The 13,611-nt window shown below is 70.9% G+C and carries 11 protein-coding genes; 2 read left to right on the top strand and 9 right to left on the bottom strand.

The genetic code is table 11. From position 1 onward, the window contains the following. Positions 1 to 97: 97 nt before the first annotated feature. Positions 98 to 607 (bottom strand): hypothetical protein, encoded by a 510-nt coding sequence (locus tag BN1555_RS08840; RefSeq protein WP_093798853.1) that lies wholly within the window; start codon positions 605 to 607, stop codon positions 98 to 100. Between the two features lie 203 nt (positions 608 to 810). Here BN1555_RS08840 and BN1555_RS08845 point away from each other — a divergent pair, with 203 nt between their 5' ends. Then, the gene (locus tag BN1555_RS08845; protein WP_093798854.1) at positions 811 to 1,443 is read left to right on the top strand and encodes a YceI family protein; all 633 of its coding nucleotides are present in this window, start codon (positions 811 to 813) and stop codon (positions 1,441 to 1,443) included. Between the two features lie 563 nt (positions 1,444 to 2,006). On the opposite strand, the gene BN1555_RS08850 is transcribed toward BN1555_RS08845, so the two are convergent. The 6 genes from BN1555_RS08850 to ureA form a co-directional block, all read right to left on the bottom strand. Beyond that, a complete protein-coding gene (locus BN1555_RS08850; RefSeq protein WP_093798855.1) occupies positions 2,007 to 3,317 on the bottom strand; it encodes a hypothetical protein in 1,311 nt (436 codons plus the stop codon). A gap of 105 nt (positions 3,318 to 3,422) precedes the next feature. Beyond that, complete coding sequence (gene cimA / locus BN1555_RS08855; RefSeq protein WP_093798856.1) at positions 3,423 to 5,024, bottom strand: citramalate synthase; 1,602 nt, start codon at positions 5,022 to 5,024, stop codon at positions 3,423 to 3,425. 339 nt (positions 5,025 to 5,363) lie between these two features. Beyond that, a complete protein-coding gene (locus BN1555_RS08860; RefSeq protein ID WP_093798857.1) occupies positions 5,364 to 5,990 on the bottom strand; it encodes a TetR/AcrR family transcriptional regulator in 627 nt (208 codons plus the stop codon). Positions 5,991 to 6,033: 43 nt separating this feature from the next. Continuing rightward, on the bottom strand, positions 6,034 to 7,065 hold the full coding sequence (locus tag BN1555_RS08865) for an agmatine deiminase family protein (RefSeq protein WP_093798858.1): 1,032 nt from the start codon (positions 7,063 to 7,065) through the stop codon (positions 6,034 to 6,036). An 11-nt stretch (positions 7,066 to 7,076) separates the two neighbouring features. Continuing rightward, positions 7,077 to 8,765, bottom strand: a complete 1,689-nt coding sequence (locus BN1555_RS08870) for an urease subunit alpha (protein WP_093798859.1) — start codon at positions 8,763 to 8,765, stop codon at positions 7,077 to 7,079. Beyond that, on the bottom strand, positions 8,762 to 9,466 hold the full coding sequence (ureA, locus tag BN1555_RS08875; RefSeq protein WP_093798860.1) for an urease subunit gamma: 705 nt from the start codon (positions 9,464 to 9,466) through the stop codon (positions 8,762 to 8,764). The genes BN1555_RS08870 and ureA overlap by 4 nt, the downstream gene beginning before the upstream one ends. A 139-nt stretch (positions 9,467 to 9,605) precedes the next feature. Here ureA and BN1555_RS08880 point away from each other — a divergent pair, with 139 nt between their 5' ends. Further along, complete coding sequence (locus BN1555_RS08880) at positions 9,606 to 11,054, top strand: cytosine permease (protein ID WP_093798861.1); 1,449 nt, start codon at positions 9,606 to 9,608, stop codon at positions 11,052 to 11,054. A gap of 77 nt (positions 11,055 to 11,131) precedes the next feature. Here BN1555_RS08880 and BN1555_RS08885 read toward each other — a convergent pair whose 3' ends face one another. Then, the gene (locus tag BN1555_RS08885) at positions 11,132 to 12,238 is read right to left on the bottom strand and encodes a branched-chain amino acid aminotransferase (protein ID WP_093798862.1); all 1,107 of its coding nucleotides are present in this window, start codon (positions 12,236 to 12,238) and stop codon (positions 11,132 to 11,134) included. A gap of 225 nt (positions 12,239 to 12,463) precedes the next feature. Then, a complete protein-coding gene (locus BN1555_RS08890; protein WP_093798863.1) occupies positions 12,464 to 13,507 on the bottom strand; it encodes a 3-isopropylmalate dehydrogenase in 1,044 nt (347 codons plus the stop codon). Between the last annotated feature and the right edge of the window lie 104 nt (positions 13,508 to 13,611).

Below are 13,611 nucleotides of genomic sequence, written 5' to 3' on the forward strand. Positions count from 1 at the left end.
TGAGGACTGAGTAGCCCCGCGGCCTCGGCAGCGTCAACGGAGTGGAACGCTCCGGGCAGCGGCAGTCCAAGAACCGCTGCCCGGAAGTCCAAGTGGCTCAGCAGCCGCCGCAGTTGTAGTACGTCACGTCCCAGTGGTTGCCCTCGTCGGCGTAGATGTTCCCGGACCCGGACTTCCACTGCGGGGCCCCGTCACCGCGGACACCGATGTAGGTGAAGGTGTTCTTGATGTAGTTCCCGACGCACGTGTACTTGGCGTAGTCGAGCTTGTAGCCGTTCCAGTGGGAGTACGTGCCGCCGGCGTGCCCGGTCTCGGTGCCGCCGGTGATGTTGAGCGCGCAGCCGCTGGCGCTCTTGAGGGTCTGCGCGCCCTTCGCGGACGCGAGGTTGAGCTGCTCGAACGACGTACAGGTCGGGTTGTTGCGGTCCGAGCAGCCGCCGGACGACGACCAGGTGATCCCGGACGAGCGGAACATCGAGGTCGCGGTGGAGTGGCTGATCTTGGTGACGGCGTGTGCGTCGGTCGCGCCGCTGACGACGCCGAAGCCGGGCGCGAAGAACGCGCCGAGCACGAGGGCGAAGGTGCTGAGGACGGAGCGGATTCTCACGGGTTTTCCTCCTGCTGGTGACCGTGGTGGACCTGGGGCCGTACGGGACAGCTGTGCAGGTGGAGCAAGGAGATGGTGCCCGAGTTCTACGCGCGTCCGCCAGAGGGCCTCACTCCCAGATGTTGAAAGTTGAACGACATGGGGTTACAGTCAAACTCGTTGAAGGTTAAACAACCGGATCGCACATCACCCGAGGAGGAGCCATGGCTCTGTTCAACCGCAGGAATACCACCCCCGCCCCGGCCGCGTCCGCGGCCACCGCCACCCTCGCGGTGGACCCGGCCCTGGCCGCCCTGACCGGCGAGTACACCATCGACCCGGCGCACAGCAGCATCGGCTTCACGGTCCGCCACGCCATGGTGACCAACGTCCGCGGCAGCTTCGCCGACCACGAGGGCACGCTGAGCCTGAACGGCTCCGACCCCTCCCGGTCCACCGCGTCGATCGACGTCAGGATCGCCGGCATCGACACCGGCATCGACGACCGCGACGGCCACCTGCGCAGCGCCGACTTCTTCGACGCGGAGCGGTTCCCCCTCATGTCCTTCCGCTCCACGTCGGCGCAGCAGCTCGGCGGTGACGCCTACCGGATCGTCGGCGACCTGACCATCAAGGACGTCACCAGGCCGCTCGCCATCGACCTGGAGTTCAACGGCTCCGCGACGGACGTGTACGGCAACGAGCGCGTCGGCTTCGAGGGCGGCGCGGAGATCCTGCGCTCCGACTGGAACCTGACCTGGAACGCGGCGCTTGAGACGGGCGGCGTGATGGTCAGCGACAAGGTCAAGCTGACCTTCGACATCTCCGCGATCAAGAACGCGGCCCCGCAGTCCTGACCCGGCCGTCAGGAAGTACGGGCAACCTCTTGACTCGTGCGAAAACAGGAGGAAAATCCTTAATACACCAGAAAACCGGAGCGAGCCGCACGGTCGACGGAGACGTTCGTCGACTTGCGTGACGACCCACTCGCAGGCTCTGGCCAGGCCCCCGGCAGATCCTCCCGGGTGTCGGAGTTCTCAGCGACGGCTGAAGCTCACGGCAACGGGACGGACTACCGGGGACTGCATGTGTTCAGGCCCTTCTCCTTCGCTCCTTCTGGTCCCTGGCCCTTCGCTCTTTCCGGCCTTTGCGCCCACGGCCCTTCGCGCCCACGGGAAACACACCGGCGGCCGACCGCGCACCGGCCTGCACGGCGAAGCCGCTGTCCGGCCGCATTCTCACCCCGCCCCGCTCGCGGCGGTTCCCCCGTACCCGGGGGCGCCGCCGCAGTGGTGCGCGGCAACCGATGCCGGGTGAGGCCGGGCCTCCTCCGGCGTCCGCTTCCGGGCGCGGTCACGATGCGTCAGCGGTCACCGAGTACCGTTCAGAAACCGCTGAGCACCGTCAAGGGCCGCCGCCGTCAGAAACCGCCGCCGCCGAAGTCGCCACCACCGCCGAAGTCACCACCACCGCCGAAGTCACCGGCGTTGAAGTCGCCGCCCGAGAAGTCGCCCCCCTCGTAACCGCCGAAGCCCGGGTCGGCGTAGGCGGGGGTGGAGAGCATCGAGCCGAGCATCGTGCCCATCAGCAGGCCGGGCAGGAGGCCGCCGCCGTAGTAGCCGCCTATCCACGGGGTGTACACCGGTCCCGCCTCCCAGTACGGGCGGCGGCCGTCCGCCGTGTCGACCATGCGCGACATCGGGTCCTGGCCCTCGGCCAGCCGGGCCGCGTCCGCCGCGCAGACCGGCACCCTGCGCGCGACGCCACCGGCCGGGGCCCAGTCGGCGTCGGCCGTGGAGGGGCCGTGGCGCGGGTCGAAGAAGCAGGGCGGGCGGCGTTCGGGAAGCGGCCTGCCCTCGCGGCGAGCGGCGAGCACGGCGAGCGCGAAGCGGCCGTCCTCCAGCGCCTCGGTGACGCCGCGGACGTCGTCGGCCCTCGTCGCCTTCGCCATGACCGACTTGGCCTTCTCGTACGCGTCCAGGGCGCGTTCGTAGTCGGCGCGCATCGCGTCGTCGGCGCCCGGTTCGGCGGGGTGGAAGTCGAGGCGGTCGAGCTCCTCGCCGAACGCGGTGATGTCCTCGTCGACCACCACGCGCACCTTCTCCAGCGCGGCCCGCTCCTGCGCCGTACGCCGCTGGCGGTTGCGCCGCGACAGCAGCAGCACACCGGCGCAGCCGGCGGCGAGCACCAGGCCGAACGTCACGAGCCCGACGACGGACGACGGCCCCTGGGCGCCTTCCCAGGTGTCGGGGACGCCGCCCCTGGCCTGTTCGACGGCGTCGTCGACGAAGGTGTTCAGCTGGGTGACGGCGTCGATGCCGCCCGCCGGCTCGACGGAGGCCGTGAGGTTGGCGACCGCCTGGCGCGACATCACGGCGCGGTCGGCGCCCGCGTCGAAGGCGTCGCCGAGCCTGACGGCGTAGACCCCGGTGATCCCGGTCTGGGTCCGCAGGTCGGCCAGCAGACCGTCCTCGGGGAACTCCGCGCTCTGCGGAAGTACGGCGACGAAGACCGGCTTTCCGGCGTCGAGGATCTTCTCCTCCAGCGCCTCGGCCTCACGGGGCGGCAGCTGGTCACGGGCGCGCGGATCGACGTATACGGGCGACGCGCGCAGCGAATCCGCCACGGTGTCCAGTCCCGTGGCGGCCTGCGCGCCCGGCGCCACGGCGAGTACGGCGGCCGCCAGTGAGAGCAGCAGCCCGGACAAGGTGGAGAACAGTCGTGTCCTCATGCTTAAAATCTACCCGAATAGGTGGATTTTAAGATAGATGTGTTCTGGCTGCGGGTGGCTCCCGGGGGAGCCACCCGCAGCTTCGTTCCCCTGCTCGCCCCGGTTCTACTCCGCGGGCTCGACGCCCGCCTTCAGGAGGCCGTACGTGTACGCGTCCTCCAGGGCCTGCCAGGACGCCGCGATCACGTTCTCGCCGACGCCGACCGTGGACCAGTCGCCCTCGCCGTCGCCCGTGGTGATCAGCACGCGGGTCGTGGACTCCGTGCCGTGCTTGCCTTCCAGGATGCGGACCTTGTAGTCGACCAGCTCCAGCTTGGCGAGCTGCGGGTAGATGCGCTCCAGGCCGACGCGCAGGGCGCGGTCGAGGGCATTGACCGGGCCGTTGCCCTCCGCCGTGGCGACGATGCGCTCGCCCTTGGCCCACAGCTTCACCGTGGCCTCGTTGGCGTGGATGCCGTCGGGGCGGTCCTCGACGATGGCCCGCCACGACTCCGTACGGAAGTAGCTGACGGCGTGGCCCCCGGCCTCCTCGCGCAGGAGGAGCTCGAAGGAGGCGTCGGCCGCTTCGTACGTGTAGCCCTTGAGCTCGCGCTCCTTGACACGCGCCACGACGCGGCCGACCAGTTCGCGGTCGCCGCCCAGGTCGACGCCGAGCTCCTTGCCCTTGAGCTCGATGGAGGCGCGGCCCGCCATGTCGGAGACGAGCATCCGGATGCGGTTGCCGACCAGGCCCGGGTCGATGTGCTGGTAGAGGTCGGGGTCGACCTTGATGGCGGAGGCGTGCAGGCCCGCCTTGTGCGCGAAGGCGGAGACACCGACGTACGGCTGGTGGGTGGAGGGCGTGAGGTTGACGACCTCGGCGATGGCGTGCGAGATGCGGGTCATCTCGGCGAGCGCGCCGGGCGGGAGCACCTGCTTGCCGTACTTCAGCTCCAGGGCCGCGACCACCGGGAAGAGGTTGGCGTTGCCGACGCGCTCGCCGTAGCCGTTGGCGGTGCACTGCACGTGGGTGGCGCCCGCGTCGACGGCGGCGAGGGTGTTGGCGACGGCGCAGCCCGTGTCGTCCTGGGCGTGGATGCCCAGGCGCGCGCCGGTGTCGGCGAGGACGGTGGCGACGACGGCCTGGATCTGGGCGGGGAGCATGCCGCCGTTGGTGTCGCAGAGGATGACGACGTCGGCGCCGGCCTCCGAGGCCGCCCGTACGACCGACTTGGCGTACTCGGGGTTGGCGCGGTAACCGTCGAAGAAGTGCTCGCAGTCGACGAAGACGCGGCGGCCCTGGGCACGGAGGTGCGAGACGGTGTCGCGGACCATCGCGATGTTCTCGTCGAGCGTGGTGCGCAGGGCGAGTTCGACGTGACGGTCGTGGGACTTGGCCACCAGGGTGACGACGGGGGCGCCCGAGTCCAGGAGGGCCGTGACCTGCGGGTCGTCCTCGGCCCTGGCACCGGGACGGCGGGTCGCGCCGAAGGCCACGAGCTGCGCGTTCCTGAAGGTGATCTCGGTCTTGGCGCGGGCGAAGAACTCGGTGTCGCGCGGGTTGGCGCCGGGCCAGCCGCCCTCGATGAAGCCCACGCCGAAGTCGTCCAGGTGCCGGGCGATGGTCAGCTTGTCGGCGACCGTCAGGTTGATGCCTTCGCGCTGGGCGCCGTCGCGCAGCGTGGTGTCGAAGACGTGGAAACTGTCGTCGGGGCCTGAGGTGGTCATGACTGTCTGGACTCCTGTCGAGTGGAAGGACTGGCTCCACTTGCCCCCGTTGTCGCGCGCGCCTCGCCCCGGCCGTGATGGGGCCGGGAAACGAAAAAACCCCTCGCGGGTGCGAGAGGTCTGCGCGCGGGTCTGGGGCACGGTGGCCGCGCCGTACGGGGTGGTACGGGGCGGTCACTGGGGACCGGCGCGCCTGTTGCCCATAATCATGGCGAACGAGAACACGGGGGCAGTCTCGCATGTCTCCCCCGGCGTGGTACCCCCGTCTCACCATGCGGGCGGGCGGGTCCACGTGAGCGGCGTGGTCGGTGGAGCCGTGTGTTCAGTGAGGTGGTGTGTTCAGCGGAGCGTTTCGTCGAGGAACTCGCCGATCTGGGCGAGGACCTGGGACCGCTCCGAGCCCGGCAGCCCCATCGCCACATGCGTGCTGAAGCCGTCGAGCAGCGCCCGTATCCGGGTCGCGAAGCGGTCGGCGTCGGCCACCGTGCGCAGTTCGCCGCGCGAGGCGCCCTCGACGAGCAGGGCCACCAGGTCCCGGTGCCAGGACAGCTCGATGTCGAGGAGGCGGGCGCGGGCCTCCTCGTCGACGGCGTGCGAACGGTTCCATAGTTCGAGCCACAGCGCCCAGTGCGGATCGCGGGGCCCCGACGGCACGTACAAATCGACGTACGCGTCGAGGCGCTCGCGGACCGGGACCTGCCGGGCGAGGGCGGCCCTGCGGTCCATGCCGAGCTGCTCCTCGCTCCATTCGAGCGTCTGGAGGAGCAGCTCGTCCTTGCTGCGGAAGTAGTAGAGGAGGTGCCCGCTGCTCATCCCCACCTCACGGCCGAGTCCGGCCATGGTCAGCCGCTCCAGCCCGTGCTCGGCGATGCTCGCCATGGCCGCGGCGAGCATCGTCTCGCGGGGCGGGGCGGCGTTGCGCCGACGGGACGCCGGCTTGGCGGAATCGGACGCGGACCCGGTCATGAGGCGTGGGCGTTCACATTGAGCACTCGTATGTTCTACCCGATCAGCTGCCCGCCGCGGGCTGCTGCTGGGTGATGCAGTGGATACCGCCCCCGCCGGCGAAGATCTCGCGGGCGTCGACCAGCGTGACCGTACGGTCGGGGAAGAGGCCGCGGAAGATCTCGGCCGCCTCCTCGTCGCGCGGGTCGTCGAAGGCGCACAGGACGACGCCGCCGTTGCAGAGGTAGTGGTTGATGTACGAGTAGTCGACCCACTCGCCGTCCACCCGCACGGTCGTCGGTGCGGGTACCTCGACGACCTCGAGGGGGCGGCCCTTGGCGTCCGTCTGCGAGCGGAGGAGTTCGACGTTCGCCTTGCAGGGCTCATGGTCGGGGTGGGACGGGTCCGGCTGGGTGTGGACGAGGACGACGCCGGGCGCGGCGAAGGCGGCGACGATGTCGACGTGGCCGAGGGTGCCGTAGCCGTACGGCGGGTAGTCGGTTGTCAGGCCGCGCGGCAGCCAGATCGCCCTGGTCGTGCCGAGCTTGGCGTGGATCTCGGCCTCGACCTGCTCGCGCGTCCACTGGGGGTTGCGCTCGGGGCCGAGCTGGACGGTCTCGGTGAGCAGGACCGTGCCCTCGCCGTCGACGTGGATGCCGCCGCCCTCGTTGACGAGCGGGGAGGAGAGCGTGGGCACGCCCGTGAGATCGGCGACCATGCCGGCGATCTTCGCGTCGTGCTCCCAGGTCGCCCAGTCCTGGGCGCCCCAGCCGTTGAACACCCAGTCCACGGCTGCCAGTTCGCCGCTCTCGTCGTCCTTGACGAAGGTCGGGCCGATGTCACGCATCCAGGCGTCGTCGAGCTCGCGCTCGACGAGCTCGACGTCCGGGCCGAGCAGTTCGCGGGCGCCGGCCGCCTGGCCGGGGCCGACGACCATGGTGACCGGCTCGTAGGCGCGTACGGCGCGGGCGACGCTCGCCCAGGCCGCGCGCGAGGCGGCGAGCTCCTCCTCGTTCGAGAAGGTGGTGTTGGGGCCGGGCCACGCCATCCAGGTGCGCTCGTGCGGGGCCCACTCGGCGGGCATACGGAAAGCCATGAGGAGGGTCCTTACAGGAAGTAGAGACGGTTGAGGGAGACGGAGTCGGCGGGTTCTGAGCGGATCGGGTCGCCGTCGAGCGTGACGAGTCCGCTGTGTCCGTCCACCCCGACCTCTCCGATACGGGAGTTCAGGCGCAGGTCGGCGGGGCCGATGCCGCGCGTGCCGCGCACGGCGACGCGGCGCCGGCGCGTCGGCACCAGGTCGTTGCCCTGGTCGAGGGCGGCCTGCGCGACGAAGGCCGCCGAGAGGTCGGCGGGCGTCGCGCCGTACGCGCCGAAGAGGGGTCCGAGGACCAGCGGCTCGCAGGTGTCGGTCGCGGCGTTCGGGTCGCCCGTGACGCCGTACGCCGGGAAACCCGACTTCAGGACCATCTGCGGCTTCGCGCCGAAGTACTGGGGCCGCCACAGCACGATGTCGGCCATCTTGCCGACCTCGATCGAGCCGATCTCGTGGGCGAGGCCGTGGGCGATGGCGGGGTTGATGGTGAGCTTGGCCATGTAGCGCAGGACGCGCGCGTTGTCGTCGTGGGGGCCGTCGCCCTCCATCGGGCCGAGCTCCGCCTTCATCTTCCCGGCCATCTGGAACGTACGGCGCACGGTCTCGCCCGCGCGCCCCATGCCCTGCGCGTCGGACGATGTGATGCCGATCGCGCCCAGGTCGTGCAGGACGTCCTCGGCGCCCATCGTCCCGGCGCGGATGCGGTCGCGCGCCATGGCGGCGTCGCCGGGCAGATCGGTCTTGAGGTCGTGTACGGAGACGATCATCCCGTAGTGCTCGGCGACCGCGTCCCGCCCGAAGGGGAGGGTGGGGTTGGTGGACGAGCCGATGACGTTCCGCACCCCGGCCATCTTCAGCACGTTGGGGACGTGCCCGCCGCCGCAGCCCTCGATGTGGAAGGCGTGGATCGTACGGCCTTCGAGGACGGAGAGGGTGTCCTCGACCGACAGGCACTCGTTCAGGCCGTCGCTGTGCAGGGCGACCTGAACGTCGTGCTCCTCGGCGACGCGCAGCGCGGTGTCCAGGGCACGGGTGTGCGCGCCCATGTCCTCGTGCACCTTGAAGCCGGAAGCCCCGCCCTCGGCGAGCGCCTCGACCAGCGGCGCGGCGTCGGAGGACGAACCGCGCGCCAGGAAGCCGATGTTGACCGGCCAGGCGTCGAAGGCGCCGAAGGCGTGGCGCAGGGCCCAGGGCGAGTTCACGCCGACGCCCCAGACGGGGCCGAACTCCTGGCCGATGATCGTCGTCACACCGGCGGCGAGCGATGCCTCCATGATGCGCGGCGACAGCAGGTGGACGTGTGTGTCGATCGAGCCCGCCGTCGCGATCAGGCCCTCGCCCGACACGATCGACGTACCGGTGCCGACGACGACGTCCACGCCGTCGAGGGTGTCCGGGTTGCCGGCCCGCCCGATGGCGTGGATCCGGCCTTCCCTGATGCCGATCGACACCTTGCGGATGCCCTGCGCCACGTCGATGACCAGCACGTTGCTGATGACGACGTCGCAGGTCTCGCGCACGGCGGCGGCCTTGAGGTGCAGCCCGTCGCGGGCGGTCTTGCCGAAGCCCGCGAGGAACTCCTCGCCCGGCTTCTGCGCGTCCGACTCGACGCGCACGGTCAGCCCGGAGTCGCCGAGCCTGACCCGGTCCCCGGCGCGGGGGCCGTGCACGGCGGCGTACTCGTGCGGATCGATGCTCATGCCTCAGCTCCTCCTTCGGGCCGTGCTCCCAGATAGCCGCAGGCCGCCGCGGCGCGCAGGGCCTCTCCCTTCGCGCCGGGCGCGTCCAGCGGGCCGTCGACCAGGCCCGCGAAACCGATCGCGATCCGGTCGCCGCCGATCGGGACGAGGCCGACCTCGGCCTCGCCGCCCGGATCGAAGCGGACGGAGGACCCGGCCGGCACGCACAGCCGCATGCCGTACGCCGCCGAGCGGTCGAAGTCGAGGCGCGGGTTGGCCTCGAAGAAGTGGAAGTGGGAGGTGACGCTGACGGGGACGGCCGCCGTGTTGCGTACGGTCAGCCGCACCGCCGGCTCCGGCTCCGCGTCGGCGGGGCCGGGCAGGGCCGCGCCCGGGGCGTCGTCGCCCAGGGTCGCGCCGCCGCCGATCGGGGACGGCACGACCGCGAGCCGGGAGCCGTCGTCGAAGACGGCCTCCACATGCACCTCGGTCACCACGTCGGCGACGCCCGGCAGCACGTCGTCGGGGCCGAGTACGGACCGCGCCGCCCCGATCGCCTCCGCCAGCCGCCGCCCGTCGCGGGCCGCCTCGCACACCGTGTCCGCGATGAGCGCGGTCGCCTCCGGCACGTTGAGCCGCAGGCCGCGCGCCCGGCGCGCCCGCGCCAGCTCGGCGGCTCCGAACAGCAGCAGCCGGTCGCGTTCCGTCGGGGTCAGTCGCACGCCGCCACACCTCCCAAAATTTAGAACTTCACTCTAACCATCAGGCCAGCACGTCCGAAACGTTGACGCACCACCTTGAGCTAAGTCACATTGAACAGCACTCAAAACTTTGTTGTCCGGCGGACCGGTAGACCCAGCCATGCCGATAGAACAGCGCGGAGTCGACACCATCCCGGACGAGGAGCGCACCAGTGGGCCGCGCGACCTCGTCTCCCTCCTTCTCGGCTCCAATCTCTGCCTGGGCGTCATCGTCTTCGGCTGGCTGCCGCCGTCCTTCGGCCTGGGCCTGTGGCCGTCGGTGACCTCGATCATCGTCGGCACCCTGGCCGGCATCGCGGTCACCGCACCGCTGGCGCTGATCTCACTGCGCACGGCGACGAACCTCTCCACCTCCAGCGGCGCCCAGTTCGGCGTACGCGGCCGTCTCGTCGGCTCGGTCGTCGGCCTGCTGCTCTCGCTCGGCTACACGGCGCTCACGCTGTGGATCGGCGGCGACGTGATGGTCGGGACCCTCTCCCGGCTCACCGGCCTGCCGGACGGCGGGGCCTCCCGCGCCCTGATGTACACCCTGCTCGCGGGCGCCACGGTCGTCGCGGCGGTGTACGGCTACTCGCTGCTGCTGCGGCTCAGCAAGGTGCTGTCCGTCGGCATGGTGGTCCTGCTGCTGGCCGGCGTGTACGCCTACGCGGGCGACTTCACCACGGCCGCGCCCCCGGACACGCCGTACCTGCTCGGCTCCTTCTGGCCCACCTGGCTGCTCGCGGCCGTCGCCGCCGGGCTGAGCGGCCCGGTCGCCTTCATCACCCTCCTCGGCGACTACACGCGGTACATCTCGCCGCGCCGCCACACCTCGCGCAAGGTCTTCCGGGCCACCTGTCTGGGCCTGCTCCTCGGCCTCCTCGTCCCGCAGCTCTTCGGTACGTACACCGCGCTCGCCGCCCGCGCCGGCCTCGACTACGCCGGACCGCTCGTCGACGCCGCACCCGTCTGGTACCTGGCGCCGCTGCTCCTGGCGGCCTCGGCCGGATCCGTCGGCAACGCCGGCCTGATGCTGTACTCGATGGGCCTGGACCTGGACGCGATCGTGCCGAAGGCCACCCGCACCCGGGCCACCGTGATCGCCGCGGCCGTCGCGACCGCCTTCGTGTTCGGGGGCTCCTTCGCCTGGTCCGTGCAGTCCGCGATGACGTCCTTCGTCCTGCTGCTGACGGCCGTCGGCACCCCGTGGGCGGTCATCTCCCTCATCGGGTACGTGCGCTGCGGCGGCCAGTACGACGCGGACGCCCTCCAGGTCTTCAACCGCCGGGCCAGGGGCGGCGTCTACTGGTACCGGTCCGGCTGGAACGTCCGGGCCACGGCCTCCTGGGCGCTGGGCGCCGCGGTCGGTCTCGCGGCGGTCTCCACGACGGTGTACGAGGGCCCGCTGCTGGCCCTCACCGGCGGCGTGGACTGCAGCTTCATCCTCTCGGGGCTGGTGGGCGGCCTCGCGTACACGGCACTGACGGCGAAGGGGCGGGAGGCCGTGCGCACCGGAGCGGAGCCCGCGGCCGGGAGCGACACGCCCACCCCCGTGCGAGGGCCCGTGTAGGGAGCGGTGGTACGCGTGAGGCCGCGCCCGGCAGGCGTGCCGGGCGCGGCCTCACGTACGTACCGCCACGGGCGGCGTCAGCCCAGTTCGTGCGTCCAGCCGTGGGTGTCCTCGGCCTTGCCCGTCTGGATGGCGAGCAGCGCCTCGCGCAGCTCCATCGTCACCCTGCCCGGCTGCCCGTCCCCCTGGACCCACTCCGCGCCCTCGGACTTCACCGAGCCGACCGGCGTGATGGCCGCGGCGGTGCCGCAGGCGAAGACCTCGGTGAGGGTGCCGTTCTCGGTGTCGCGCTTCCAGTCGTCCGTGGAGATCCGGCCCTCCGCGGTCTCGTAGCCGAGGTCGCGGGCGAGCTGGAGCAGCGAGTCGCGGGTGATGCCGGCGAGGAGGGAGCCGGTGAGCTCCGGGGTGACGATCCTGGGCTTCTCGCCGGACGCGCCCCCGTACACGAAGTACAGGTTCATGCCGCCCATCTCCTCGACCCACTTGTGCTCCAGCGCGTCCAGCCAGACCACCTGGTCGCAGCCCTGCTGGGCCGCTTCGGCCTGGGCGAGGAGCGAGGCCGCGTAGTTACCGCCGGTCTTGGCGAAGCCCATGCCGCCGGGGACGGCGCGGACGTAGTTCTCGGAGAGCCAGACCGAGACCGGCTTCACACCGCCGGGGAAGTAGGCGCCGGCGGGCGACGCGATGACGATGAAGAGGTACTCGTTGGCCGGCCTCACACCGAGCCCGACCTCATTGGCGATCATGAACGGGCGCAGGTAGAGGGAGGCCTCGCCGCCGTGCGCCGGAACCCATGCCTTGTCCTGCTGGACCAGCGCGTCACAGGCCGCGATGAACGTCTCGACGGGCAGTTCCGGCATCGCCAGGCGGCGTGCGGAGATCTGGAAGCGCTTGGCGTTCGCGTCGGGGCGGAAGGTGGTGACCGTGCCGTCGGGCCGGCGGAAGGCCTTCAGGCCCTCGAAGATCTCCTGCGCGTAGTGCAGGGTCATGTTGGCCGGGTCGATCGACAGCGGCGCGTACGGCGTGAGCTGCGCGTCGTGCCAGCCACGGCCCTCGGTCCACCGGATGGTGACCATGTGGTCGGTGAAGTGGCGGCCGAATCCGGGGTTGGCCAGGACCGCCTCGCGCTCCGCGTCGGACAGCGGGTGCGAGGAGGGCTTGAGCTCGATCGTGGGCGTCGTCATGAGTGCGTGTCCTTCACCGGTTGTGTGTGGTGGACCGCGCTCACGCCTCTAGTAGGACGTCCGAGCTTCCCCTCATACCGCGGCCCCGCGTTCGATTATCGCCCGCGGGAGTACGTGGATGAAACGGCGTGCAGTGCGGCCCGGGATTGATGGTCCCACCCGGCCGCGGCAAAGCACAGCCGCCGGGTGTCTGTGACCCGGCGGCTGTGGGAGGAGTCCGTCGGGTCAGCCCGCTACGCGTACCGCGAGCGCGTCACCGATCTCGTCGGTCGTACGGACCGTGCCGCCGTCGCGCTCCGCGAGGTCGGTGGAGACGGCCGCCTCGATGCGACCGGCCTCGGCCTCGAAGCCGAGGTGGCGCAGGAGGAGGGCGACGGAGAGGACGGTGGCCGTCGGGTCGGCCTTGCCCTGGCCCGCGATGTCGGGCGCGGAGCCGTGGACGGGCTCGAACATCGACGGGAAGGCGCCCGTCGGGTTGATGTTGCCGGAGGCCGCCAGGCCGATGCCGCCGGTCACGGCGGCGGCGAGGTCGGTGAGGATGTCGCCGAAGAGGTTGTCGGTGACGATGACGTCGAAGCGCTCCGGCTGGGTGACGAAGAAGATCGTCGCGGCGTCGACGTGCAGGTAGTCGGTGGTGACCTCGGGGTACTCCCGGCCGACCTTGTCGAAGATGTTCTTCCACATGTGGCCGGCGTACACGAGGACGTTGTTCTTGTGGACCAGCGTCAGCTTCTTGCGCGGGCGGGCGTTGGCCCGCTCGTACGCGTCGCGCACGACGCGCTCGACGCCGTACGCCGTGTTCAGGCTGACCTCGGTCGCGACCTCGTGCTCCGTACCGGTGCGGATGGAGCCGCCGTTGCCGGTGTACGGGCCCTCGGTGCCCTCGCGCACGACGACGAAGTCGATGTCGGGGCGGCCGGCCAGCGGCGTGGCGGTGTTCGGGAACAGCTTCGACGGACGCAGGTTGATGAAGTGGTCGAAGGCGAACCGCAGTTTGAGCAGCAGCCCGCGCTCCAGGACGCCGGACGGCACGGACGGGTCGCCGATGGCGCCGAGCAGGATGGCGTCGTGCTGCTTGAGGGAGTCGAGCTCCGCGTCCGGGAGGGTCTCTCCGGTGCGGTGCCAGCGCTGAGCGCCGAGGTCGTACTCCTTGGTCTGCAGCTTCACGTCCTGCGGAAGGACGGCGTTGAGGACCTTGAGCCCTTGGGCCACGACCTCCTGGCCGATGCCGTCACCAGGGATCACTGCGAGATTGAGGCTGCGAGACATGTCGGCACCCTACTCCCGCGTCCCACCCCCTGACACCGAGTGTCCGCCATTCGGACTCATCGTCCTGACAGATTCTGTTCACCCCCCGTACCGGCCGGAGTTGG

Source organism: Streptomyces sp. Wb2n-11, from assembly GCF_001049855.1.
GTDB classification, from domain to species: Bacteria; Actinomycetota; Actinomycetes; order Streptomycetales; family Streptomycetaceae; genus Streptomyces; species Streptomyces altiplanensis.

Coding starts and splice junctions, on each gene's coding strand:
- BN1555_RS08880 (WP_093798861.1), top strand. CDS start 9,606: ATGCCGATAGAACAGCGCGGAGTCGACACCATCCCGGACGAGGAGCGC.
- BN1555_RS08890 (WP_093798863.1), bottom strand. CDS start 13,507: ATGTCTCGCAGCCTCAATCTCGCAGTGATCCCTGGTGACGGCATCGGC.
- cimA (WP_093798856.1), bottom strand. CDS start 5,024: ATGACCACCTCAGGCCCCGACGACAGTTTCCACGTCTTCGACACCACG.
- BN1555_RS08885 (WP_093798862.1), bottom strand. CDS start 12,238: ATGACGACGCCCACGATCGAGCTCAAGCCCTCCTCGCACCCGCTGTCC.
- BN1555_RS08845 (WP_093798854.1), top strand. CDS start 811: ATGGCTCTGTTCAACCGCAGGAATACCACCCCCGCCCCGGCCGCGTCC.
- BN1555_RS08870 (WP_093798859.1), bottom strand. CDS start 8,765: ATGAGCATCGATCCGCACGAGTACGCCGCCGTGCACGGCCCCCGCGCC.
- BN1555_RS08850 (WP_093798855.1), bottom strand. CDS start 3,317: ATGAGGACACGACTGTTCTCCACCTTGTCCGGGCTGCTGCTCTCACTG.
- BN1555_RS08860 (WP_093798857.1), bottom strand. CDS start 5,990: ATGACCGGGTCCGCGTCCGATTCCGCCAAGCCGGCGTCCCGTCGGCGC.
- BN1555_RS08865 (WP_093798858.1), bottom strand. CDS start 7,065: ATGGCTTTCCGTATGCCCGCCGAGTGGGCCCCGCACGAGCGCACCTGG.